This is a genomic window from Prosthecobacter sp., assembly GCF_020439865.1.
Taxonomy (GTDB): domain Bacteria; phylum Verrucomicrobiota; class Verrucomicrobiia; order Verrucomicrobiales; family Verrucomicrobiaceae; genus Prosthecobacter.
This window is the reverse complement of sequence record NZ_JAGRPF010000029.1, coordinates 1-21,963: the sequence shown is the minus strand read 5'-3', so window position 1 is coordinate 21,963 and position 21,963 is coordinate 1. Positions and strand designations below refer to the sequence as shown.

21 protein-coding genes and 1 tRNA gene are annotated in these 21,963 nt (G+C 59.7%); 13 read left to right on the top strand and 9 right to left on the bottom strand.

Annotated features, from left to right (window positions below):
- Positions 1 to 4: 4 nt before the first annotated feature.
- Both KDL09_RS02750 and KDL09_RS02745 read left to right on the top strand, forming a co-directional pair.
- The gene (locus tag KDL09_RS02750; protein ID WP_294381061.1) at positions 5 to 298 is read left to right on the top strand and encodes a hypothetical protein; all 294 of its coding nucleotides are present in this window, start codon (positions 5 to 7) and stop codon (positions 296 to 298) included.
- A gap of 35 nt (positions 299 to 333) precedes the next feature.
- Positions 334 to 1,011: a DapH/DapD/GlmU-related protein gene (locus KDL09_RS02745; RefSeq protein WP_294381060.1), complete on the top strand. Its 678-nt coding sequence runs from the start codon at positions 334 to 336 to the stop codon at positions 1,009 to 1,011.
- Between the two features lie 14 nt (positions 1,012 to 1,025).
- Here KDL09_RS02745 and KDL09_RS02740 read toward each other — a convergent pair whose 3' ends face one another.
- From KDL09_RS02740 to KDL09_RS02730, 3 genes are all read right to left on the bottom strand, one after another.
- A complete protein-coding gene (locus tag KDL09_RS02740; RefSeq protein WP_294381058.1) occupies positions 1,026 to 1,850 on the bottom strand; it encodes a hypothetical protein in 825 nt (274 codons plus the stop codon).
- Positions 1,851 to 2,009: 159 nt separating this feature from the next.
- Positions 2,010 to 2,825, bottom strand: a complete 816-nt coding sequence (locus KDL09_RS02735; RefSeq protein WP_294381056.1) for a phosphate ABC transporter substrate-binding protein — start codon at positions 2,823 to 2,825, stop codon at positions 2,010 to 2,012.
- Positions 2,826 to 2,933: 108 nt separating this feature from the next.
- Entirely contained in the window at positions 2,934 to 4,160 is a 1,227-nt protein-coding gene (locus KDL09_RS02730) for a porin (RefSeq protein ID WP_294381054.1), read from the bottom strand.
- 245 nt (positions 4,161 to 4,405) lie between these two features.
- Between KDL09_RS02730 and pstC the strand changes: the two genes are divergently transcribed.
- The 7 genes from pstC to KDL09_RS02695 are packed head-to-tail and all read left to right on the top strand — an operon-like array spanning position 4,406 to position 11,603.
- Positions 4,406 to 6,352, top strand: coding sequence for a phosphate ABC transporter permease subunit PstC (gene pstC / locus KDL09_RS02725; RefSeq protein ID WP_294381051.1), 1,947 nt, complete (start codon positions 4,406 to 4,408; stop codon positions 6,350 to 6,352).
- Positions 6,349 to 7,530: a phosphate ABC transporter permease PstA gene (pstA, locus tag KDL09_RS02720; RefSeq protein ID WP_294381049.1), complete on the top strand. Its 1,182-nt coding sequence runs from the start codon at positions 6,349 to 6,351 to the stop codon at positions 7,528 to 7,530. Before pstC ends, pstA begins: the two co-directional genes overlap by 4 nt.
- A gap of 19 nt (positions 7,531 to 7,549) precedes the next feature.
- Positions 7,550 to 8,338 (top strand): phosphate ABC transporter ATP-binding protein PstB, encoded by a 789-nt coding sequence (gene pstB, locus KDL09_RS02715; protein ID WP_294381047.1) that lies wholly within the window; start codon positions 7,550 to 7,552, stop codon positions 8,336 to 8,338.
- 1 nt (position 8,339) lies between these two features.
- Complete coding sequence (gene pstB, locus KDL09_RS02710) at positions 8,340 to 9,128, top strand: phosphate ABC transporter ATP-binding protein PstB (protein WP_294381045.1); 789 nt, start codon at positions 8,340 to 8,342, stop codon at positions 9,126 to 9,128.
- Positions 9,129 to 9,176: 48 nt separating this feature from the next.
- Complete coding sequence (locus tag KDL09_RS02705) at positions 9,177 to 9,887, top strand: hypothetical protein (protein WP_294381043.1); 711 nt, start codon at positions 9,177 to 9,179, stop codon at positions 9,885 to 9,887.
- Positions 9,884 to 10,624, top strand: a complete 741-nt coding sequence (locus tag KDL09_RS02700) for a type III pantothenate kinase (RefSeq protein ID WP_294381042.1) — start codon at positions 9,884 to 9,886, stop codon at positions 10,622 to 10,624. The genes KDL09_RS02705 and KDL09_RS02700 overlap by 4 nt, the downstream gene beginning before the upstream one ends.
- 40 nt (positions 10,625 to 10,664) lie before the next feature.
- A complete protein-coding gene (locus KDL09_RS02695; RefSeq protein WP_294381041.1) occupies positions 10,665 to 11,603 on the top strand; it encodes an ROK family protein in 939 nt (312 codons plus the stop codon).
- A 32-nt stretch (positions 11,604 to 11,635) separates the two neighbouring features.
- Here KDL09_RS02695 and KDL09_RS02690 read toward each other — a convergent pair whose 3' ends face one another.
- From KDL09_RS02690 to KDL09_RS02675, 4 genes are all read right to left on the bottom strand, one after another.
- A complete protein-coding gene (locus KDL09_RS02690; protein WP_294381039.1) occupies positions 11,636 to 12,826 on the bottom strand; it encodes a DUF1080 domain-containing protein in 1,191 nt (396 codons plus the stop codon).
- 61 nt (positions 12,827 to 12,887) lie between these two features.
- Complete coding sequence (locus KDL09_RS02685) at positions 12,888 to 14,240, bottom strand: sulfatase (RefSeq protein ID WP_294381037.1); 1,353 nt, start codon at positions 14,238 to 14,240, stop codon at positions 12,888 to 12,890.
- 46 nt (positions 14,241 to 14,286) lie between these two features.
- Positions 14,287 to 14,371 (bottom strand) — tRNA-Leu (locus KDL09_RS02680).
- A gap of 51 nt (positions 14,372 to 14,422) precedes the next feature.
- Positions 14,423 to 15,361, bottom strand: a complete 939-nt coding sequence (locus KDL09_RS02675; protein ID WP_294381034.1) for a CPBP family glutamic-type intramembrane protease — start codon at positions 15,359 to 15,361, stop codon at positions 14,423 to 14,425.
- A gap of 33 nt (positions 15,362 to 15,394) precedes the next feature.
- On the opposite strand from KDL09_RS02675, the gene KDL09_RS02670 reads away from it, so the two are divergent.
- Entirely contained in the window at positions 15,395 to 15,670 is a 276-nt protein-coding gene (locus tag KDL09_RS02670; RefSeq protein ID WP_294381031.1) for a hypothetical protein, read from the top strand.
- 14 nt (positions 15,671 to 15,684) lie between these two features.
- Here KDL09_RS02670 and KDL09_RS02665 read toward each other — a convergent pair whose 3' ends face one another.
- On the bottom strand, positions 15,685 to 16,422 hold the full coding sequence (locus KDL09_RS02665; RefSeq protein WP_294381030.1) for a hypothetical protein: 738 nt from the start codon (positions 16,420 to 16,422) through the stop codon (positions 15,685 to 15,687).
- A gap of 192 nt (positions 16,423 to 16,614) precedes the next feature.
- Here KDL09_RS02665 and nuoD point away from each other — a divergent pair, with 192 nt between their 5' ends.
- Positions 16,615 to 17,874 (top strand): NADH dehydrogenase (quinone) subunit D, encoded by a 1,260-nt coding sequence (gene nuoD, locus KDL09_RS02660; RefSeq protein ID WP_294381028.1) that lies wholly within the window; start codon positions 16,615 to 16,617, stop codon positions 17,872 to 17,874.
- Between the two features lie 34 nt (positions 17,875 to 17,908).
- Complete coding sequence (locus KDL09_RS02655) at positions 17,909 to 18,409, top strand: NAD(P)H-dependent oxidoreductase subunit E (protein ID WP_294381026.1); 501 nt, start codon at positions 17,909 to 17,911, stop codon at positions 18,407 to 18,409.
- Between the two features lie 70 nt (positions 18,410 to 18,479).
- Here the strand turns inward: KDL09_RS02655 and KDL09_RS02650 are convergent, their stop codons facing one another.
- Positions 18,480 to 19,163: a prepilin-type N-terminal cleavage/methylation domain-containing protein gene (locus tag KDL09_RS02650; RefSeq protein ID WP_294381023.1), complete on the bottom strand. Its 684-nt coding sequence runs from the start codon at positions 19,161 to 19,163 to the stop codon at positions 18,480 to 18,482.
- Between the two features lie 323 nt (positions 19,164 to 19,486).
- On the opposite strand from KDL09_RS02650, the gene ppdK reads away from it, so the two are divergent.
- The coding region (gene ppdK, locus KDL09_RS02645) for a pyruvate, phosphate dikinase (protein ID WP_345781064.1) at positions 19,487 to 21,963 on the top strand (2,477 nt) is incomplete at its 3' end.

Genomic DNA, 21,963 nt, shown 5'->3' with positions numbered 1-21,963 from the left:
GGTCATGTCCTCGCTTCACGAAACCTGCTGCCCGCAATGCGGGTGTCGTGAAGTTCACCGGCGTGCGCCGGCGCTCGGTCCAAGGTTTGATGGCGGCAACGCCCTGTTCTGGCTTCTGGGTGGTTTTGTCTTCAGCGTCCTCTGGTCGCTGGCAAAACCCAAACGTTTCCTGTGCAACCGATGCGAATGTCTTTTCAACGCAACCACGGCTGCGATGCGACTTTGGTTGATTGCCCTGCTGGCGTTTTTGGCTTTAAGCGTTTACGGGATCTGGCTAGAAGTGCACTTTGAAGAATGACATCGCCCTGTCCTGCCTGAACAAAACTTGATCTGATGTTTCCCGCCCGCGACTACCTCGACCTCACGCACACGAAGCATGGCATCCTGTTTCCGGATGGCTCGCCTGTGTGGACGGCGTTGACGCGGATCGAGCAGTATCTCGAGTTCCGTCTGCAGCGTGAGCTTCGCATCCAAGTGCCGCCAGGTGCGTTCATCGGCGAGGACGTGTTCATCGACGAGGGCACCACGCTGGAACCCGGCGCTGTGATCAAGGGCCCGGCATGGATCGGACGAAACTGCCAGATCCGCGCGGGCTGCTACATCCGCGAGAACGTGATCATCGGGGACGGCTGCGTGCTCGGGAACTCCTGCGAATTCAAGAACTGCGTCGTTTTCGACGGCTGCGAAATCCCGCACTACAACTACGTCGGCGACTCGATTCTGGGCCACAAGGCGCATCTGGGCGCCGGCGTGGTCCTATCGAACGTGCGGCTTGATCGTCTGGAGGTCACCGTGAAGACCGACACAGACGTCATTCCCACCAGCCTGCGGAAGTTCGGCGCGATCGTCGGCGATCATGCCGAGATCGGCTGCAACAGTGTGATCAGCCCGGGCAGCATCATCGGCCGCCGCAGCATCGTCTATCCGCTGACGCATTTCAGCGGCGTGCTGGATGCAGATTTGATGCTGAAGACCCGGCAGACGCAGCAGGTGGTGAAGCGGCGGAAGTAGAGGGCGACGGCGGGTCAAACCCGCAGCATGTCCTTCACGACCTGCCAGTAGAGGAAGATGCAGCCGCGCCAGGAGTAGCGGAATTCTCCGTTGCCGGTGGGTTCGATGACGCCGGCGGTGATGTTGTGGTCGATCTGGACGCTCATGTCGCGCTCGATGTAGGCGTGCAGGTATTCGGTGTCCTGCAGCGCGAGATCTTCGAGGCTGATGCCCTCGCGCTGGAGGAAGGCTTCATGCCGTTCCAGCAGATCCTCGAACGAAGCCGCATGGATGAAGCGGTTCAGCCGCTGCTTGGGCGAATGCTTCATCGTGGCGGCGAAGGGATAGTTCGTTGTGGTGAAGGTGACGCCGCTGTTCGCCCGCGAGGTGAGACTGACGTACGAAAAGCCGAACTCGCCCTGCTGGGCGAGTGCAATGGCGGCCTGGGTGCGCTTTTCCGCATGATAGAGCAGGCGCATGAAGGTGTCGGTCTGGCTCCACTGCCAGCCGGTGTCACCGACTTCGGTGAAGCCGGCGTCCTCCGCCTCGCTGCTCAGGTCCGAGAGTTCGGGGAACACCTCCCGTGAGGGCGGGAAGCGGTGCTTGACCTCGCTTTTGATCGGAAAGCGCAGGCGGCGCACACGGAAAATGATCTCCAGCCAAGGCAGCATGAACCAGGCACCGATGAAGATGCCTCCGCCGACATGGGTGTCAGTCAGGTAGTAGCCGCTGAGGTAGGAGGCTCCGAGCAGGGCGATCCAGCCCAGCTTTTGGACAAAGCGGTTCTCAAATGACCGGCATGCGATGGCGAAGACGATGGTCGCCGCGACATATAGAATCTGCTGGAGGGTGCTTTCCATGGGGCCGCCGGAGTGAAATGCGAAACGGAGACTAAAGGTAAACGTTTGGCAAAGCAACCTTGCATCGCGGCGCCCCACTCTCAGGGACGCGGGCACAAAAAAGGCCGGATGCGCCTACCCAGCGCACCCGGCCTCCCAATACCAACTAAATATCAAAGACTACTTCGCGATGGAGAGGGGGACGAAACCCACCTGCTGCACGATCTGTTCGCCGGTGGCGCTGAGGCAGAAATCGACAAACGCCTTCACGTTACCGGTGGGTTCGCCATTGGTGTAGAGATAGGTCGGGCGGGCGTAGGGGTACTTGCGCACATTGGCCATGTCAGGAGCGATGCCATCAACCGGAAGCGCCTTGGTGCCCTTGCCATGCGTGTAGGCGAGGCCCACATAACCGATGCCGTTCTTGTTGCTGGACACCTCGGCGACGATCTGCTCGTTGCCGGCCATTTTCTGGCTGTTGGTGCTGTAGGCTTTGTTCTTCATCGCCAAGGACGAGAAGTCCTTGTAGGTGCCTGAGGAGGTGTTGCGGGTGTAGACCGAAATCGGGCCGGGGGCGCCGCCAAGTTCGCTCCAGTCGGTGATGTCACCGGTGAAGATTTGCAGAATCTGCTTCTTGGTCAGACCGGTGACAGGGTTGTTCTTGTTGACCACCACGGCGATCATGTCCCAGGCCACGTTGAACTCCTTCAGGAAAACGCCCTTGGTTTTGCAGAAGGTGCGCTCGTCGTCTTTGACCTTGCGGCTGCTCATGCCGATGTCGGCGGTGCCGGCGGCGAGGTTGGTGAAGGCGGTGGAGGAGCCTTCGGCGGCGATGTCGAAGCGGGAGTCACCGCCGGATTTTTTGAAGCCTTCGGCCCATTGGGGGACGAGTTTGGCCCCGAGGGTGTCAGAACCGCGGATGCGGAGGGTGGACTGGGCCTGCAGGCTTGCAGCGCAGGCCAGTGACAGGACGGAAAACAGGAGGGTGGATTTCATGGATGTTGGGTTGTATTTGGGGAAGTTGAGGATGTCAGATGTAGCTGTAGTCGTCAGCAGAGGGTGTCGAGTAAAAAGACGCCAGGTGACGTCAGTGTGACAACTTGATCAGAAGAACATGCGGAGGCCCGAGCTCCAGGTCCAGCCCTTGTAGTCACCACCGTTGCCGCCGCCGTTCATGTCGACGTACTCGATGCCGGTCATCAGCTTCAGCTTGTTGCCGTAAAGGTAATAGTTCGCTCCGAAGTAAAATCCGTGGTAGACCTCGCCACGTCCGCCGTTGGTGGTGAACGGGGCCAGGCGGTCATAGCGGCTGGCGAGGCGAAGGCCGTCATTCTGACCATTGGCATACTGATAGCGTCCCACCAGCTGCAGGCCTTTCGCGACGAAAACGGAAGGAAGGATCACAACGCCAAACACATCTCCCTGCGGGGCGCGTCCATGGCCGTGCAGGATGTCGGTGCCGAGTGCCCAGCGGCCTTTTTCCCAGGTGCTGTTCAGAGACCAGGCGCTCTCGAAGGCATAAAGAGCGGGGGCACCGGCAAAAGAAGAACCGTTCACGGTCGTGTCTTCCGTGGCCTTTTGATAGTCAAGGCTGATGTTGGCGCGGTCAAAGCCGGTGGCATCTGCCAAGTCATAACCGATGCCGGCTTGGATTATGGCACCGCCATTGAAGGTGGTGAATTCTCGTTCATCGTCGCCCGCAAACAAAGCTGTTTCCCAAAGCCAGTTGCCAGCCTTTCCGTAGCCCCAGACACCCGTATACTGACTGGTGAACAGGGCGTTGGTCAGCAGGGCGCGCTCGATGGTGAGAATCTCCTTGGAGGAGGTGGAGTGCTCCAGGCTGAAGAACGCCTTACGCTTACCGAAGCCGACGTTCAGCGCAGGGGAGAAGGAGTATTCGAAGAGCAGATCGTAGATTCGGCCATAGAACTCATTGAAATTGGCATTGATGTCGATCTGGCCCTCGAGTTTGCCATTGCCGTCCATCAGCTTCGATTTGAACCCGACGCGAAAACGGCGCACTTCGAAATCGCCCCAGCGCACAGATTGCGGCCTGTCGCGGGTGCCGAAATCGCCCTGGTCTGACCAGCCTTGGGCATCCTGCAGGTGCAGGCGGCCCTGAAGTGCCAGTTCTGTCAAAAACCCGCTGTCCGCCTTGTACAGGACGGCAGAATCCCAAATCTTGTCATAGACCGAGGTCGGATCGGTGACGGAGGGTTCGACAACCTCGGCCGGCCGGTTGACGTCGTCAGCTTTCACTGCGCCGGAGGTGAACAGGAGGGAAAGAGCAAGTCCTGCAACGGAAAGCAGGGCTGAGGGAGTGGACTTCATGGAATCGACTTGTGTGGGTGGGTGGTGTCTTGAGGATTGGTTCAGGCTGGAACAGCCGGCGCCTTTGTAACCGGACGTGCCAGATCTGTCACAATGTCCAATGTGACGTTTCCGTCACAGATCAGCCTGACCGTTTGCACTCCGTGACGTTTTGGTCACAGTCCGCCCCCTCCCGCAGAACCGTGACAAATATTGCTGCATAGCGGCTTTGAAGTCTCGGCTTCGCTGGATTATCTCCTTTTCAGATGGCGTCCGTCCCCCCCCCTCCCAACGATCCACCACCCACCCTCGGCAGCAGGCTGCTCAGGAAAGAACGCCGTGTGGTGGCGGGCTTGGACCCTCAGCAGCTGATCAAATACTTCTTCGGCGCCAATTCGAGCATCGCGATCATCGTGCTGGTGCTCATCATGGCCTTCCTCCTGCGCGAGGGTGCCGGTTTCCTCACCACCTATCGTCACGAGCTGGAGGTTTACCGGCAGGCAGGGCTCGAGTTCTGCGATCTGGCAGACCGGCCGCTCCAGCACCAGCGGGTGCTGGCCAATGCTCTTCGGCGTGCCCTGAGCATCGAGATGGACCCGCTGACCAAATCTGCGCGGGAACGCCGTGACGCGGCTTTCCTGCTCAAAGCGTCTGTCGAGGAGAAAACATCTGCATCTCGGGCTGATCTCGAACATGCGCTCGAGCAGACACCTCCGCCCGCAGCTGATTCCCTCGTCCACCTGCGGGAAGTGGTGAAGCAAAAGACCACCGCGGCCGCGGCCGCGGCGGAATACCCGGACCTGTTCACTTCTGCTGAGAAAAGCCGGCTTCAGAACGAGCTCTCCGAGCTCTCGCCCGAAGTCAGCGATCTACCGCCGTTCCTGCAGTCCCTGATCGCTGAGTACAGCACCCAAGATCAGGCTGCCAGGAGCAAATTTGCCGGCATTATCAGCACAGGAGAACTTTTCGAGGAGGCCACGGATCCCGTCGTGGAAGTGCTCGATGAGCTCAAGGCCCATGCGACTGAAACCAAGGAACAGGCCACGGAGTACTTCACCCTCAAGGCCGGTCGTCAGCAGCTCTTGGACGCCGCCGCCACGGCAACTGATCCTGAGCGCAAAGCAGCGCTGCTTGCCGAAGCCGAGGCCTCCCAGTCCGACGGTGTCAATTTTGGCGAACGCATCGAATCGATCCTGATGCGCCGGGAAGAACTCATCTCCAAGCTGCAAGAATACTGCACAGCACTTGAAGCCGCCTTCAAGGAGATGCCCGAACAGAGTACTACCGCCGAAGCCACCGCGCTCGTCAGTGAGGTTCGCCATGCGATTCCCGGACACCTTGGCGAAATCCATCAGGCCGTGGAGAATCTCAAGAACTGGAAATGGGATGCGCCTGTTGCTTTCTACCGTTCTCTCGGCGCCTTCTTCTTCGGTACGGAATGGATCACCAACAGCTCCTGGCAGGACTTCTTCGGCTTCGTACCACTTCTCGCCGGATCGGTGGTCATCTCGATCATCGCTGTCTTGATTGCCACGCCTGTCAGCGTGGTGGCGGCCATCTACACCAATCAGTTCGCCAGCGACCGTGAGAAGGAGATCATCAAACCGGTGATCGAGTTCATTCAGGCCATACCTTCCGTCGTACTCGGTTTCATCGGCATCTCGCTCGTCGGAAATCTCATCAAGGACTTCAGTGAAATCAGCTGGCTGCAGTGGATTCCCGGCTTCCCCATTCAGGAACGTCTCAACATGTTCAATGCCGGCTGCCTGCTCGCCTTCATGGCCGTGCCGACGATGTTCAGCCTCTCCGAAGACGCCCTCAACAACGTCCCGCGTGCCTACATCGACGCTTCGGACGCTCTGGGTGCCACCAAGCTGCAGACCGTCTTCCGCGTGATCGTGCCGGCGGGCATTTCCGGCATTCTCTCCGCCATCCTGCTCGGCCTCGGTCGTGTGGTTGGTGAGACGATGGTCGTGCTGCTCGTCGCGGGCAATCGAATCGCTGTTCCGGACTTCAGCGCCGGGCTCGGCGTCGTTTTCCAGCCTGCCCACACGCTCACGGGAATCATTGCCCAGGAACTGGGCGAGGTGTCGCGCGGCAGCTCTCACTGGCAGGCGCTGTTCATGGTCGGCATCGTTCTCTTTGGTATTTCCCTTCTCGTCAATTGGTGTGCGCGAGCCGTTGCCCGCCGTTTTGAACCTCACAAGGCATGACCCCCGCCCCCACCACCGACAATCCTTTCGCTGGGGACAATTCCGGCATCCAGAAGCGCGAGACCGCCGCACGTTGGGCTTTGCGCATCGGCAGCCACATCGTTGTGTTCACCACGCTGGCGATCATGCTGCACATCTTCGTCAAAGGTGCGCCGGTCGTGTTTCAGTCCAAGTGGCCGTTCGTGAACACCCAGTTCCTCACGAAGCTTCCCGCCACGCTGCACGTCATTGAGGACAAACAGGGACATCGCATCGAAACCGATGTGAACGGTGCCGATGCCGTCAAAAAGAAACTCGGTGACGACTTTCGTTCGGAGAAAACTGTCTCGTATTCCGGTGGGGGCATTCTGGGACCGATCGTTGGTACGGCTCTGCTCGTGGTCGTCAGTGTCGGCGTGGCGCTCTTCCTCGGCGTCGCCTGCGCGATCTATCTCAGCGAGTACGCGAAACACGGCAAGTTCCTCGAAACGGTGCGGCTGGCGATCTTGAACCTCGCGGGGGTGCCGTCCGTCGTGTTCGGACTGTTTGGTCTTGGGGCGTTCGTGCTGACCGCTCCGGTGTTTGTCGATGTGCCAGCGGATCGTTCTGTGCTCGCCATTCCGCTCGGCTTCACGACGCTCAGTTTCGAGGGCTGGGACACCTGCGTGCTTTCCGGCGGCTTCACGCTCGCCTTCGTGATCCTGCCCGTCATCATCACCGCCAGCGAGCAATGCCTGCAGGCCGTGCCGCAGGGATTTCGTGAAACGAGCATGGCCCTCGGTGCCACGCGCTGGCAGACGATCCGTTACAGCGTGCTGCCGTTTGCCACGCCCGGCATTCTGACATCGAGCATCCTCGGCATCGCCCGCGCCGCTGGTGAGACGGCGCCGATCATGTTCACCGCCGCGCTGGCCTTCAAAGACAAGCTGCCCTGGCAGAAGGACATGCCGCCGCTGCCGACAGATGCTTCCATCTTCGCTCATTGGGAGCAGAGTGTGGAGCGCTTCCTCGGCATCTTCACCGAGTCGGTTCAGGCGCTGCCGTATCACATCTACACCATCGCCGCGAAGATCCCGCAGAACGAGTACTCGGAGCGCGCCCAGTACGGCTCCGTGTTTGTCTTCCTTGTCCTCGTCGCCTCACTGGCCACCAGCTCGATCCTGCTGCGCAAACGTCTCCGCGCCAAGTATCGCTGGTGATTGATCCCACTCTCTGTTCATGTCCGCCGATTCTCCCGCCATTGCCACGCCGCCGCCTGTTGTGCAGGTGCGTGACATGGATTTTTGTTACGGTGCCAGTCAGGCCCTGTTCGACATCAACCTGAAGGTCGAATACCACCGCGTCACCGCGCTCATCGGCCCGTCGGGCTGCGGCAAGAGCACGCTGCTGCGCTGCGTCAACCGCATGAACGACCGCGTCACCGGCGCCCGGGTGACGAAGGGCGAAGTGCTCGTCAAAGGCAAAAACATCCATCATGCGGATGTCGATCTCACCCAGCTTCGCAAGCAGGTTGGAATGGTCTTTCAGAAGTCGAATCCGTTTCCCAAGAGCATCTATGAGAACGTCGCCTACGGGCTGCGCATCCATGGAGAGAAAAGCAAAAGCGTGCTCGACGAGGCCGTCGAACGCTCGCTGACCCACGCCGCGTTGTGGGAGGAGCTCAAGGACCGCCTCCATGCGAACGCGCTCGCGCTTTCCGGCGGTCAGCAACAGCGTTTGTGCATCGCTCGAGCCATCGCCACGCTGCCGGATGTGCTGCTGATGGACGAGCCCTGCTCCGCGCTCGATCCCATCTCGACGCTGAAGATCGAGGAGCTCATGCATCAGCTCGCCAAAGAGTTCACCGTCGTCATCGTCACCCACAACATGCAGCAGGCCGTGCGCGTCTCGGATTACACCGCCTTCCTGCACCTCGGCAAGCTCGTCGAATTCGCCCCCACCGAGGAACTCTTCACCAACCCCCGCGAGAAGCTCACCGAGGCCTATCTGCGCGGCACGTTCAGTTGAAATGTCCGCCGATCTTTCCGTCTCAACCTCAACCGAGCCGCTCATCCGGGTGGAGAAGTTCAACTATGCCTACGGCGACCACCAGGTGCTCTTCGATGTTGGTTTGAACATGGAGAGCAAGGATGTGACGGCACTCATCGGCCCTTCCGGCTGCGGCAAGAGCACGCTCATCCGTTCCATCAACCGCATCAACGATCTCGTCGATTCTGCACGAGTGGTCAGTGGCAGCATCAAGATCGACGGTGTGGACTTGTATTCACCAGACGTCGATGTGATCAGCCTGCGCCGCAACGTCGGCATGGTGTTCCAGAAGTACAATCCCTTCCCGCGCTCCATCTTTGAAAACGCCGTCTATGGCCTGCGTGTGGCAGGCATCAAGGACCGCCATGATCTCGAAGAGGCCGCCGAGCGCAGCCTCAAAGCCGCCGCGCTTTGGGACGAGGTCAAAGACCGCCTGCATGAGATGGCCACCGGCCTCTCCGGCGGACAGCAGCAGCGTTTGTGCATCGCCCGCGCCATCGCCCTGCAGCCGCGCATCCTGCTCATGGACGAGCCCTGCGCCGCGCTGGACCCCATTGCCACCGCGCGCATCGAGGAGCTGATTCTGCAGCTTCGCGGCCAGTACACCTTTGTCATCGTCACACATAACATGGAGCAGGCGAAGCGCATCGCCGACCGCACGGCGTTCTTCTACAAGGGCCGGCTGATCGAGGAAGACGAGACCATGACGATCTTCAATCATCCGCGTGATCCGCAGACCGAGGCCTACATCACCGGCCGCCTGACCTAACAATCAGCGAGGTTGAAATGACCGTTTCATGCCGCACCTTGGGCGCACATGAGTCTCCGCCCCATCCTGTTTCTCCTTCTCGCCGCCAACGCGCATGCCGGCGTGGAGGTGGACATTGACAAGTTCGGCGAGAGCCTCGGCGGCTGGACCAAAGAGGGGAAAAAGGCGGCGGAGTACAAGTTTTCAGAGGCAGATTACCGCACCTACAAGCCGGAGGTCACGCAGGCGCCGGACGGTGGCGTTTTCATTTCCGTGCGGGTGGACCACGTGCGCGGAATGTTTTCCGCCGATGACCACGCCAGTCTGGAGATGAGCTTCGGTCCCGACGGCACGCTGCTGTCCTCCCAGGCCGCTGTGTCGATTCAAGGCCGTCGCATCAGCAGCGACATGTTTCGCAGCGGGGGAAACTCGGCAGCCAAGCTGGCCGGTGACCTCGCCGGCGGCACCGCTGAGAAGGCCGCCAAACTTAGTGGCAACGTCTTTGCGAGTCTTGCCTCCAAGGTGCTGCGGGAGAACGTCACCGAACCTGGCCGCATCGCCTATCCCGCCGCTCTGCGTCACAACTACAACCTGCTCTACCAGTGTGTGACGGTCACCAAAGATCCGCCGAAGGCGCTGCCCGTCGAGGGTGAGGAGCCGGCGAAACAAAATGCAGCCGCAGAGAAAAAGGGCGCGCCGGAGGGCATGTTGGAAGTGCGCACGTTTGGCGATCCCCCAAAGGAAGAGCCGAAAAAGGAAGCTGAACCGGCCAAACCATGAGCGACCGGCGGCTGCTCATCGACGTCGGCAACGGCCGCACCAAGTTCGGCCTCGCCACGAGTGAGGACATTCTCGAACGGCGCGAGCATCCGACGCGCGAACTCTCGCCAGACACCGTGCGCGATCTTACGCGCGGCTGGAGTTTTGATGGAGCCGTGATCTGCAGCGTTGTGCCGAAGGCGGTGCCCGCCTTTCGCGCCGTTTTTGGCGAAACGCTCATCGAACTGCGTCATGACACACCGATGGGCATCGGTATTCGCTACCCGAAGCCCGAAAGCATCGGGCCGGACCGTCTCGCGAACGCAGTCGCCCTCGCGCACATGCACGGTGCGCCTGGGATTGTGATCGACTTCGGCACCGCCGTGACTTTTGACATCCTCTCCGCCGACAAGTTCTACGTCGGCGGCGTCATCGCCCCCGGTCTTCGATTGATGACGGACTACCTGCACGAACGCACGGCGCTGCTGCCTCGCGTCGATCTGCGCGAACCGGCCAGCGCCATCGGCCAGTCCACCGAAGCCGCCATCCTCGCCGGCGCCGCCATTGGTTACCGCGGCATGGTGAAAGGCATTTTGGAGTCCCTGAAGAAGGAGTTGAGCGCTCCGAATTCCCACATCGTCGCCACCGGCGGGGATGCGGAATGGATCATCTCCGGCATGGGCGAGCGCATCGCAGTGGACCCGGATTTGACCTTGCACGGATTGCGTTTGGTGGGCAATCTCGCCGCCCTCAAGTAGCCCGGGCTGCGGACGGCCTGCGTTCGTCATTTCCAACTCCATGTCAGACTCTGTCAAAACCTCCATCGGCATCGACTTCGGCGGCACGTCCGTGAAACTCGGCGTGTGTCGCGGTGACGAACTCCTCGTCATCGATGAGCCCATTCCCACCGGACAGTTTGCCGGACCGGCCGCGCTCATCGGCGAGATGGCCGCACGTGTCGCGAAACTGCGCACCACGTATCCGGACATCTGCGCCATCGGCGTCGGCGTTCCCGGTCTTGTCGATTTCGATCATGGCTTCGTGCATGAGCTGACGAACGTTCCCGGCTGGAAGCATGTGCCGCTCAAAACCATTCTCGGTGAGAAGACCGGCCTCCCCGTGCTCGTCGAAAATGATGCGAACGCGATGGTCTATGCCGAATTCCGTTATGGCGCTGCGCGTGGTCTGAAAAACGTCGTCGGGCTGACCATTGGCACCGGCATCGGCGGCGGGCTGGTGCTCGATGGCAAGATGTTTCGCGGCAGCGGTTTCGCCGCGGGCGAGATCGGCCAGATGAGCATCCATTTCGACGGCAAGGCCGGTCACTACGGCAACTCAGGCGCGTTGGAGAAGTACACCGGCAATCAGCAGATCGCCGAGCACGCCGTGCAGCGCTATGCCGAGGCGGGCATCGACAAAGAGATCGCCGACTGCACGCCCAAGAAGATCGCGGATGCTGCACAGGCCGGTGATGACATTGCCCGCCAAGTTTGGGGCGAAGTCGCCGACTGGCTCGGCACCGCCATCGCCAGCATCGCCTGGCTGCTCAATCCCGATGTGTTTGTCATCGGCGGCGGTGTGGCCCAGGCTGGCGATCTGATTTTTGGTCCGCTCAAGAACAGGGTGCAGAGCATGCTCAGCACCGTCGTGTGGGAACGCCTGCAGATTGTGCCAGCCCGTTTCAGCAACGAAGCCGGCATCATCGGCAACGCCGCGCTTGCGGCGGATGCGGTTTAAGCGGTCCGCACAGTTTCCTGTGCGGTTCACTGTCACTTCTTCTTGCCCTTGGGCTGGGGCTTCGGCTCCCAGTCCTCCACCTTGATGATGGCCTCCAAATCCCTCTTGGCGGCGATGTCTTCCGGCAGGATTTTGAACTTGGTCAGATAGCGCAGCGCCTTGGCCACCTGCAGGATCTCGCCTTTCTTCGACTCAATCTTGTCGGGGGGAACTTCCTTCATCACGCTGGCGAAATCGTTGGCAGCGGAGACGGCAAGCTTCCGGGCTTCGGCATCGTCCTCATAGCAGAGGGATTCAAAGAGGTGCAGCATCTTGTCGTTGCCTTCGAGCTTCGCCGCGGCTTCGCGGATGCCTTTGGCGATCTCGCTGCGCTTCGCGGCGGTCATCTCCTCGCTCATGTGGCTCGCTTCGCCGCCGTCGATCGGGCGCTTCGGCAACGGACGGTACCAGATGTTGCGGAAGCGCACGGGATTGCCGTGATCTTGAATCTTGAGCGGGCCCTGATCGGGGAAAGGCTTTGGAGAGGAGCGGCGCATGTGCCCGCCGCCGCCTTCGAGCGGGGTGTGGTCCTGTGTGAGCACGCCGTTCACGAACACGGTGATGTAGCCGGGATCGAGCTCTTTGCCGTCCTTGAAGATCGGACGGCGGAAGACGATGTCATAGACCTGCCATTCGCCCGGTGCGCGCAGTGGATTGGCCATCGGCGGATTGATGCCGTAGATCGCCGACGCCATGCCGTCTGGGTAGGAAGGATTGTTGTAGTTGTCGAGCACCTGCACCTCGACGGCGCCCATGAGGAAGACACCGCTGTTGCCGCGTCCCTGACTGTTGCCTTCGACCTTGCTCGGCGCGCTCCATTCGATGTGAAGCTGACAGTCGGAGAATTCTTCCTTCGTGCGGATGTAACCGCTGCCCGGCACGCATTGAAGCACGCCGTCCTTCACCTCCCACTTCGTGGGTTCGCCGTTCGGCTTGTCGGAGATCCATTTCTCAATCTCCTCCGGCTTTCCGCCGAAGAGAATGACCGCGTCTGACGGCGGCGTTCCCGGTGTGTCCTGCGAACTGAACGTTCCAGGCTCCACGCGCACCGGCTGCGGCCGGTTCATGTCGTGGATCGCCCACGGGTGTGTTTTGTCCGGCGGATCACCGTAGAAAGCGCCGTCGGCAAGCGCTGCGGTGGTGAAAAGCAAGAGGGCAAGGGTTGGAAGGGCGAAACGTTTCATGGCTGGCGAGGATTACGCAGGGTGGTTGAGCGGGCAATCGGGATTCGTGACGACGTCTTCTTCATCTCACCCAGATCTCGCGCTCCGTTGCGTCGATCTCCGCTTCCCAGGCTTTGAGCTTTGCTTTGAGGTCCTGAAGAATGTCCGGGTGCTGATAGCCGAGGTCAGTGCGTTCGCTGATGTCGGCTTCGAGGTCAAAGAGGAGGTCCATGGAGTTGCCGTCGTTGATGTACTTCCATTTGCCCTGCCGGATCGCGCGCTGCTTGCGGCTTGAACGGTCGATGCGCCAGAAGAACGTGCGTTCGACGGGTTTGGCTTCGCCGGTCAGGATGGGCATCAGATTGATGCCATCGAGCGGCTTCGGCGCAGGCGAGGTGACTCCGGCCACGGCAAGAAACGTCGCATGCAGATCCATGGTGATGCCCATCTGTGAGGTGACCTTGCCCTTGGGCAGTTTCGCGGGCCAGCGCATGACGCAGGGCACGCGGATACCGCCTTCCCACACCGTTGCTTTGTGATGAAAGAGCGGCGCGTTGCTGCTGTAGCGTTCACCGCCGTTGTCACTGGAGAACACGACGAGCGTGTTCTCGGCGAGCCCGTTTTTGTCGAGTTCGTCGAGAATCATGCCGACGCCCTGGTCGATGCGTTCGACCATCGCCTTGTAGATCGCGCGGCTGCCCTTGAGCATGGTCTCCTTCGTCACCATCGGGGTTTCGGGCGCATCCGGCGCTTCAAACGGCGCATGCACGGCGAGGTGCGGCACATACATGAAGAACGGCGCGGACTTGTGATCGCGGATGAACTTGACGGCGCGTTCGTTGACGAGGTCGGTGAAGTAGCCGTCGCGTTTCACGGGCTCAAGACCATCGCGCAAGGCGTAGGTGCCATCGTAGTAGGTGTGCTTGTAGTAGTCCGCGTGGCCGAGCAGTTCGCCGAAGTACTCGTCGAATCCACGCTTCACCGGATTGTACTCGTCATGGAAGCCGAGATGCCACTTGCCGAAGGCGCCGGTGGCGTAGTTCGCGGTCTTCAGGCGTTCTGCAATCGTTGTTTCACCCAAGGGCAGGCCAAGGCCGTGAATGTCCGGTTCCGGCACCCACTCGCCCTTCACGCGGCGGAACTGCTCGACCTGATAACCAAAGGCGAACTCGATGCCGCAGCGCTGCTGCCAGCGTCCGGTGATGAAGCCGGCGCGTGTCGGCGTGCAGACAGGTGCGTTGGAGTAAAAGTCCGTGAACTTCACCCCTTCGGCCGCGATGCGGTCGATGTTGGGTGTGGAGATGTCCTTGCTGCCCATGCAACCGAGGTCGCCATAGCCGAAGTCATCGGCGAGGATGAAGACGATGTTGGGTTGCTGTGAGGCCGCTAAAAGCGATGAGCAGAGGGCGAATAAACCGAGTGTGAGAAAACGCATGGCTGAATGGGAACGCAATTCTCCGCCTGCGCTTGCACTTCAATCATGGTGCCCGGGACAGGACTCGAACCTGCACTTGTTTCCAAACCAGATCCTAAGTCTGGCGCGTCTACCAATTCCGCCACCCGGGCGAGGGCTGCTGCGCGGCTATGTTCCGTGTGAGCAGGGCGGCTGCAAACGAATTATCGGGATCGCAGCAGATGGGTGGCCAGCCAGCCGGTGAAGAGCACCATGAGCAGCGGGGCGAGACCGATTTTGAGATTCGCACCGATCCATGGCAGCCAGCCGTTGTTGTAGATCATGAGGGCGCTGAAGTATTTCAGGCCGAAGACCCAGCCGCCGTGCAGGCCGATGCCGGCCCACAGCGCGCCGGTCTGCATGCGCACAATGGCCAAAACCCAGCCGACGGCGAAGAGCGTGGCGAATTCGGCGAGGAGGAACTGCACATCGCCAAAACCAAGGGCGATTTGTTGGAGCACGAGAAAGCCGCTGCTCCAGGTGACCGCGGTATCGTCGATCTGCCATCCTTCGGGGGGCTTGAGGAAATGGACGAGTGCGAAGACAAAGGTCCCGGCGATCAGCGCCGAGCGTGTGGACATGGTGCGCAGCAGCAGGCCGAGCAGCAGGCCGCGAAAGAAGAACTCCTCGACGATGCCGGCGCCGAGCGCGGCGGTGATGGGTTCGCCGAATTTGAACCAGCGAGGCTGCGGGTGGAGATGATACGCGCCCAGTTTAAAGAAGGCGAACCCGAGCGCGAGCAGCAGGCCGCTGGCGAGCGCAAAACCGAGCGCCCACTGTTTGATGCCGGTGCCGAAGGGTTTCCAGGTCGGCAGCAGCGAGCGATCCAGTTTTACCCAGCGCAGAAACGGCCAGATGAGGGCGATGGCGCAGACGAGCACGGCGCGGTTGAAGTAGCGCGTGAAGTGCGCACGCTCGATTTCAGAGAGCAGCCATTTGGCCGGACCGACATTCTGCCAGGACGGCGCGGAAAGCCAGCCGTGGGCCGCCTTGCCAAGGTGAAACAACGGCACCGCCAGCAGGGCGCCGCCAAGCATGACGACGAGAAGGTAGAGCAGGAGTTTGGGCAGGGCAGAGGAACTGCCGGGGCTGTCGGCTTGCATGGGGGCGATACTAGCGCATCCTGCGCGCTCTCAATGACCAAAAACCAAATCCACGAATGGCATGAACGTCTTGAAGACGGCCGCAAGCAATACATCCGCGCGTATTGGAACTCGCGCGAATGGCAGTTTCGGTTTGCTCATCCGGATGGTGAACAGTGGATGCCGTTGGAAAACCCGCCGCCGGAACGCTGGCTGGAACTGCGCGACCTGCTCTTCCGCAAGTATCAGCGCAAGAAGCTGCCATGGAAATATGTGGAGCAGCTCGACAAGAAGCTGGAGGACATGGGGCTCAAGCAGAATGACGAATAACGAATGGGGCGGCGCTATTGCGCTGCTGCATTCGTTTTGATTTCGGCTGTCACGCCGCCCCCATAAGCGGCACCGAACCGCATGCCCACCTGCACTTCAGGGAATAGAAAACGGTGGCCCGCACGCGTGCTGCGTCGGCGAGACACGAAGCCGAGCAGGGCGGCCAGGACGCTTCCTCCGGCCAGGGCGATGAGAACGGCGAGGGCGAAGCGCTTTTCACCGCGTTGAACCCAGAGGGATTGTTTCAACCGCACGGTTTCCATGGACCGCAACCGGTCGATCCATGAGCGCGTGGCAAGCGCGAAGCGCTCGTCGAGGGTGAGCTTGGTGTTGACTAGGATCCGGCGTGTGTCCTGCATGATCTCGACGAGCTCGGAGGAGGGGTATTTCTCCCAAAAGTCGGGAGCAAAGGACATGGCGCTGCTGTTGCTGGCGCGGTCATAGGCCATGAGGACGGCGGGGCGCGTTCCGCTCCATTCGCGGCGTTTGATCTGAGCCTCTCGTCGGACGGTCAGACCTGCGGGGGTGAAACTCGAGGCCGCGATCCATGCATCACATTTCAAATCCTTACGGAACCGGCTCAGTTCTTCCGCGAGCTGACGATGAGTCTCTGGGGACAGCGCCCGGGTGTCATCCAAGATCCCATCTGCGGGCGGTGTGGCTTGGGCGTCCGTCCACCCAAGCATGAGCAGCCCCACCATGGCCAGTGCGGGTAGGCGCAGGAGTTGCTTGAGGCTGGGTTGGGCTGACATGACGGGTGCCAGTCTGTCTCAAATCTGGCGTGCGGGCAACTTCCAGCAAATCGGCACTTAATATATAGAGTGTCTGTGGCGCAAACGGGGGCGTGTGGCGAGGCTTGTGAAATTTTTCACAAAATCGCCTTGCCGCACTGTGGGCAGCGTAGATAGATACCCTTCACGCCTGTTATCAGCCCCCTGCTTTTCATGCCCACAGTCACCCGAGAATACGAGGCCCCGGACACCGCCGCCAAAGCGGCCCGGCAGCTCGAAGCCGTGGAAGAAACCACGACGGACATCGTGGGGGAGAAACTGGTGCTCAACATGGGGCCCAGCCATCCGGCGACCCACGGTGTGCTGCGCCTGATTTTGGAACTGGACGGCGAGATCATCACCAAGGCCGATCCGGACGTTGGCTTCCTGCACCGTGGCGATGAGAAGATCGCCGAGAACATGCATTACAACCAGTTCGTGCCCTACACGGACCGGCTGGACTACCTGGCTCCTCTGGCCAACAACGTGGCCTATGCGCTTGCGGTGGAGAAACTCATGGGCTGGGAGGTTCCTGAACGCGGCAAGGCGATCCGTGTGATTTGCTGCGAGCTGGCCCGCATTTCTGCCCACATGCTCGGAGTCGGGGTGTTTGCGATGGATGTGGGTGCCATGACGGTGTTCTTATACACTTTTACTGAGCGCGAGAAGATCTATAACCTTTGCGAGCAGCTCACCGGTGCCCGGTTCACCACCAGCTACACGCGCGTGGGCGGCCAGATCCGCGACCTGCCGCAGGGGTTTGTTGGAGCGGTGAAGCACTTCCTTGATGAGCTTGAGCCTGTGATCGATGAGATCGACAAACTACTCTCGCGTAATCGCATCTTCATCGATCGAACGCAGGACATCGGTGTGATTTCCAAGGCGGACGCCATCGGTTACGGACTCACCGGCCCGAACCTGCGCGGTTCAGGTGTCGAACACGACCTTCGCAAATCGCAGCCGTATCTAGATTACGACAAGTACGAGTTCGACATCCCCATCGGGGCCAAGGGCGACTGCTATGACCGTTACCTCGTGCGCATGGAAGAGATGCGCCAGAGCGTGCGCATTCTTCGCCAGGTGTTCGCCACTTTGCCGCAAGGCCCCATCAATGTGGCCGATGCCAAGGGGCTTCTTCCGAAGAAAGAGAAGGTTCTGATGAAGATGGAGGAGTTGATCCACCATTTCATCATCGCCACGCAGGGGATTGATGCCCCTCCAGGTGAAGTTTACTTTGCGGCCGAGAATCCCAAGGGGGAACTCGGTTTCTACATCAACAGCACGGGCGGCGGCGTGCCTCATCGCCTGAAAATCCGCAGCCCCTCGTTCCTCAATCTCAGCATCATTTCCAAACTGATCCCCGGTCACATGCTCAGCGACATTCCGGCGGTGCTTGGCAGCCTGGACTTCGTCATGGGCGAGTGTGATCGCTGATTCACCCCAACCTTTTCATCCGAGACACGCACGCATGGCCTTTGAAGTTCCAGTCGAATTGGAAAAACGCATGGACGAGGCGATCTCGCATTACCCTGTCTCAAAGCGCAGCGCCGTCCTGCCCCTGCTGCATCTGGTGCAGGAACACTTCCGCTTCATTGGAGCTGAGGCGGTAAACTGGGTGGCCGCAAAGCTCGGCTTGGAACCGATTCAGGTGCTTGAGGTGGTGACGTTTTATCCGGGTTTCCGTCAATCCGCTCCCGGCAAATATCACATTCGGGTCTGCCGCACGCTTTCGTGCGCCATGGCAGGCAGTTATGAGTTGATGGACGCCCTCTGCAAAGCCGGGAACATCGATCGATCCCACACGGATCATCACCACCCCATCGCGGTGAGTGCCGATGGTAAATACAGCATCGAGTTTGCCGAATGTCTCGCGAGCTGCGGCTTCGGCCCTGTCTGCATGGTCGAAGACGAGTTCTATGAGAAGGTCGATCCTGCCAAGGCAGGGGACCTGCTGGCGAAGTGGGCCTGATTGAACCCAAAAGAAAAGCGCAGCGGATTTTCCCCGCTGCGCTCGTGAATCTGGACCTTCCAGGTTGGGCCTATTTTGCCCGCCAGGAGACGACGTCGTCCTTGGTCTGCGGGGTTTTGTCCAGACCGATGCTGTAGATGGCGATTTCCGTGGGCAGCATTTGAGGAGGCGGACTGATGGTGTTTTGGGCGATGGAAGGATCGGTGTTTTGCAGATCGGGATTCATCACCTGCTTGTCGCCATTCGTATCAAGCAATACGTAGTAAGGCTGTCCCCATAGATCAACCAGCTTGTAGGGCGGCTGGGCGTTGACGAGGCCAAACTTCCCGTTTTTCGCCAACGGAAGATCGATAAACTTAATGTCTCTCGGGTTGAGATTGGTGGACCCACTCGATCCCCCTGAACCTCCGCCGCTCCCGCTCGAGGAACTCGATGAAGTAGCCATCAGGGCGCTTACGATGCCGCTGTTTTCATCGGTCAGCAGCACCTGAATGTCCTGGCCTGAAGATCCGCCGCTCAGGAGGCTTGGGTTCACAGGGTAGCGGTTGTACTCGACCTGATAGCTTGAAATGGCAATGCGCAGATCCTTGATGACCGTCTGCACCTGAAGCTTTCGCGCATCTGCCATCAGTTTGTTGGCCTGGCTAACGACCAAGCTGGCCAGAATGGCGATGATGGTGATCACCACCAGCAGTTCGATGAGTGTGAAGCCCGCACGTACAATGAGGCGGTTGGAGCGGAGGTTGTTTTTCATGATCTTGTTTGGGTGTGTTTCCGCAGGCTAAGGTTCGATGATTTGTTCAAGGATATTGGCGTTGCGTGCTGGTCATTTAATCGGTTTTGGAAAGCCACGTCAATACTTGTCGTGAACAGGCACCGACTTCAGTTGAGCGCTAGTCAGCGAGCGGCAAGACGCTCACATGATGATCAAAATAGTCGTTGAAGCGGCCGAGGGTGAGGGGGCTCCAGCCTGTCAACTAATGCTTGCATCATATACTCCAACGATTTAAATCCGCGCTTCAACCCCCCCACAGAACAAATACAACCACGGGTCGCATCAGACGGTCCGCAACATTTATGGCAAAGACAGCATCCAAGGGCAGCGCAGACAAAAAGAAGTACGTTTATTTTTTCGGAGCAGGAAAAGCAGACGGTGATGGTTCCATGAAAGCATTGCTCGGTGGTAAAGGCGCCAACCTTGCCGAGATGAGCCGCATCGGTCTTCCGGTTCCTCCCGGATTCACGATCAGCACCGAGGTCTGCACATACTTTTATCAGAACAAGAAGACCTATCCCGCAGCGCTTCAGTCGCAGATGGAAAACGCCGTCAAAGGCATGGAAAAAATCATGGGTTACAAGTTTGGCGATGCCAAAGGTTTCCCGCTGCTGGTCGCCGTTCGTTCCGGTGCCCGTGACTCCATGCCTGGCATGATGGACACCATTCTCAATCTTGGATTGAACGACCAGACGGTTCTCTCGCTTGTCGCCGCCACGAACAATGAGCGTTTCGCGTGGGATTGTTATCGTCGCTTCATTCAGATGTACGGCGACGTGGTGCTCGGCGTGCAAAAGCGCGAGGGCGAAGACCACGAGCCCTTCGAAGTCGTCATCGAGAACTACAAGCACGAAACCTATCACAAGGACATTCTCGACAGCGACCTTACCGCAGCCGACCAGCAGGAGCTAGTGAAGCGCTTCAAGCAGCTCGTCAAGGAACGCACGGGCCACGTGTTCCCGTCCGATCCTTGGGATCAGCTTCGCGGCGCCGCCGGCGCTGTGTTCGGAAGCTGGATGAACGATCGCGCGATTGTTTATCGTCGCAAATACAACATCCCCGCCGAATGGGGTACCGCGGTGAACGTTCAGGCCATGGTGTTTGGCAACACAGGACCGACCTCCGGATCTGGAGTGGCCTTCACTCGCAATCCGGCGAACGGTGCCAACGAGTTCTACGGTGAATTCCTCATCAACGCCCAGGGCGAAGACGTCGTTGCCGGTGTTCGTACTCCTGAACCTGTCATCCAGCTTCAGAAGGAAATGCCGAAGTCGTACGCCGAACTGCTCCAGGTGCGCCAGAAGCTCGAGAAGCATTTCAAGGACGTGCAGGACGTAGAGTTCACCATTCAGGAAGGCAAGTTGTTCATGCTGCAGACCCGCAACGGCAAGCGCACCGCCGCCGCCGCTCTGAAGTTCTCCATGGACATGGTGAAGGAAAAGCTCATCGACTGGGAAACCGCCGTGCTGCGCAATCCCGCCGATCAGCTCGACCAGCTGCTCGCTCCGATCTTCGATCTCGCCGACGTCAAGAAAGCCAAGGCGATCGCCTCAGGTCTTCCTGCCGGCCCTGGTGCTGCTTCTGGCAAGATCTATCTGAATGCTGATCGCGCTGTTGTTGCCGAGCAGAAGGGTGAGAAAGTCCTTCTCGTCCGCAATGAGACCAGCCCGGAAGATCTTCGCGGCATGATCGCCGCCGAAGGCATTCTTACCGCACGTGGTGGTGTGTCATCTCACGCGGCCCTCGTTGCCCGCCAAATGGGCAAGGTTTGCATCTGCGGCGCCGCCGCTCTGGAAATCGACTACGATAAGAAGACCGTCACCGTCGCAGGCCAGACCTTCAGCGAAGGCGATTATCTCTCCATCGACGGCACCAGCGGCACGGTTTACGCCGGCCAGCTCAAGACTGCTCCTTCCGAGATCATCACCGGCATGCTGCATGGTGATGCTGCCGCGAAGGCCACTGAGAAGTTCAAGAGCTTCCAGCAGCTCATGAACTGGTGCGGCAAGGCCACGCGCCTTCAGGTTCGCACGAACGCGGACAATCCGGAGCAAACGCAGAACGCCATCGCGTTCGGCGCGCAGGGCATCGGCCTCACACGCACCGAACACATGTTCTTCGAGGGCGACCGCATCGACGCTGTGCGTGAGATGATTCTCGCCGACAATGTGGCCGATCGTAAGAAGGCGCTCGCCAAGCTGCTTCCGTATCAGCGTGAAGACTTCACCGGCATCTTTGAGTCCCTCAAAGGTCTTCCTGCCACCATTCGTCTTCTCGATCCGCCGCTTCACGAATTCGTTCCGCACGAAGAAAAAGCGCAGGCTGAGCTCGCGAAGAAAATGGGAGTGTCCGTCGAGAAAGTGGCTGCACGTGTGAGCGCCTTGCATGAATTCAATCCGATGCTCGGACATCGCGGCTGCCGTCTTGGCATCGCGTATCCTGAGATCACCGAAATGCAGGCACGCGCGATCTTTGAAGCTGCGGCTGATGTCGCGAAGAAGAAGATCAAGGTGAAGCCGGAAGTGATGATCCCCCTCGTCGGCTTTAAAAAAGAACTCGACCTTCAAGTCGAAATCGTGCATAAAGTGGCGAAAGAAGTGATGAGCGAGAAAAAAGTGAAGCTCGATTATCTCGTCGGCACCATGATTGAGGTGCCGCGTGGAGCACTCACGGCTGATGAAATCGCCGAGACGGCGCAGTTCTTCAGCTTCGGCACCAACGACCTCACTCAGACCGCTCTCGGCATCAGCCGCGATGACATGGGCAGCTTCCTGATGCC

Bases quoted from the DNA above. Each gene is read 5' to 3' on its own strand.
- KDL09_RS02750 (WP_294381061.1), top strand. From the start codon at position 5: ATGTCCTCGCTTCACGAAACCTGCTGCCCGCAATGCGGGTGTCGTGAA.
- KDL09_RS02745 (WP_294381060.1), top strand. From the start codon at position 334: ATGTTTCCCGCCCGCGACTACCTCGACCTCACGCACACGAAGCATGGC.
- KDL09_RS02740 (WP_294381058.1), bottom strand. From the start codon at position 1,850: ATGGAAAGCACCCTCCAGCAGATTCTATATGTCGCGGCGACCATCGTC.
- KDL09_RS02735 (WP_294381056.1), bottom strand. From the start codon at position 2,825: ATGAAATCCACCCTCCTGTTTTCCGTCCTGTCACTGGCCTGCGCTGCA.
- KDL09_RS02730 (WP_294381054.1), bottom strand. From the start codon at position 4,160: ATGAAGTCCACTCCCTCAGCCCTGCTTTCCGTTGCAGGACTTGCTCTT.
- pstC (WP_294381051.1), top strand. From the start codon at position 4,406: ATGGCGTCCGTCCCCCCCCCTCCCAACGATCCACCACCCACCCTCGGC.
- pstA (WP_294381049.1), top strand. From the start codon at position 6,349: ATGACCCCCGCCCCCACCACCGACAATCCTTTCGCTGGGGACAATTCC.
- pstB (WP_294381047.1), top strand. From the start codon at position 7,550: ATGTCCGCCGATTCTCCCGCCATTGCCACGCCGCCGCCTGTTGTGCAG.
- pstB (WP_294381045.1), top strand. From the start codon at position 8,340: ATGTCCGCCGATCTTTCCGTCTCAACCTCAACCGAGCCGCTCATCCGG.
- KDL09_RS02705 (WP_294381043.1), top strand. From the start codon at position 9,177: ATGAGTCTCCGCCCCATCCTGTTTCTCCTTCTCGCCGCCAACGCGCAT.
- KDL09_RS02700 (WP_294381042.1), top strand. From the start codon at position 9,884: ATGAGCGACCGGCGGCTGCTCATCGACGTCGGCAACGGCCGCACCAAG.
- KDL09_RS02695 (WP_294381041.1), top strand. From the start codon at position 10,665: ATGTCAGACTCTGTCAAAACCTCCATCGGCATCGACTTCGGCGGCACG.
- KDL09_RS02690 (WP_294381039.1), bottom strand. From the start codon at position 12,826: ATGAAACGTTTCGCCCTTCCAACCCTTGCCCTCTTGCTTTTCACCACC.
- KDL09_RS02685 (WP_294381037.1), bottom strand. From the start codon at position 14,240: ATGCGTTTTCTCACACTCGGTTTATTCGCCCTCTGCTCATCGCTTTTA.
- KDL09_RS02675 (WP_294381034.1), bottom strand. From the start codon at position 15,361: ATGCAAGCCGACAGCCCCGGCAGTTCCTCTGCCCTGCCCAAACTCCTG.
- KDL09_RS02670 (WP_294381031.1), top strand. From the start codon at position 15,395: ATGACCAAAAACCAAATCCACGAATGGCATGAACGTCTTGAAGACGGC.
- KDL09_RS02665 (WP_294381030.1), bottom strand. From the start codon at position 16,422: ATGTCAGCCCAACCCAGCCTCAAGCAACTCCTGCGCCTACCCGCACTG.
- nuoD (WP_294381028.1), top strand. From the start codon at position 16,615: ATGCCCACAGTCACCCGAGAATACGAGGCCCCGGACACCGCCGCCAAA.
- KDL09_RS02655 (WP_294381026.1), top strand. From the start codon at position 17,909: ATGGCCTTTGAAGTTCCAGTCGAATTGGAAAAACGCATGGACGAGGCG.
- KDL09_RS02650 (WP_294381023.1), bottom strand. From the start codon at position 19,163: ATGAAAAACAACCTCCGCTCCAACCGCCTCATTGTACGTGCGGGCTTC.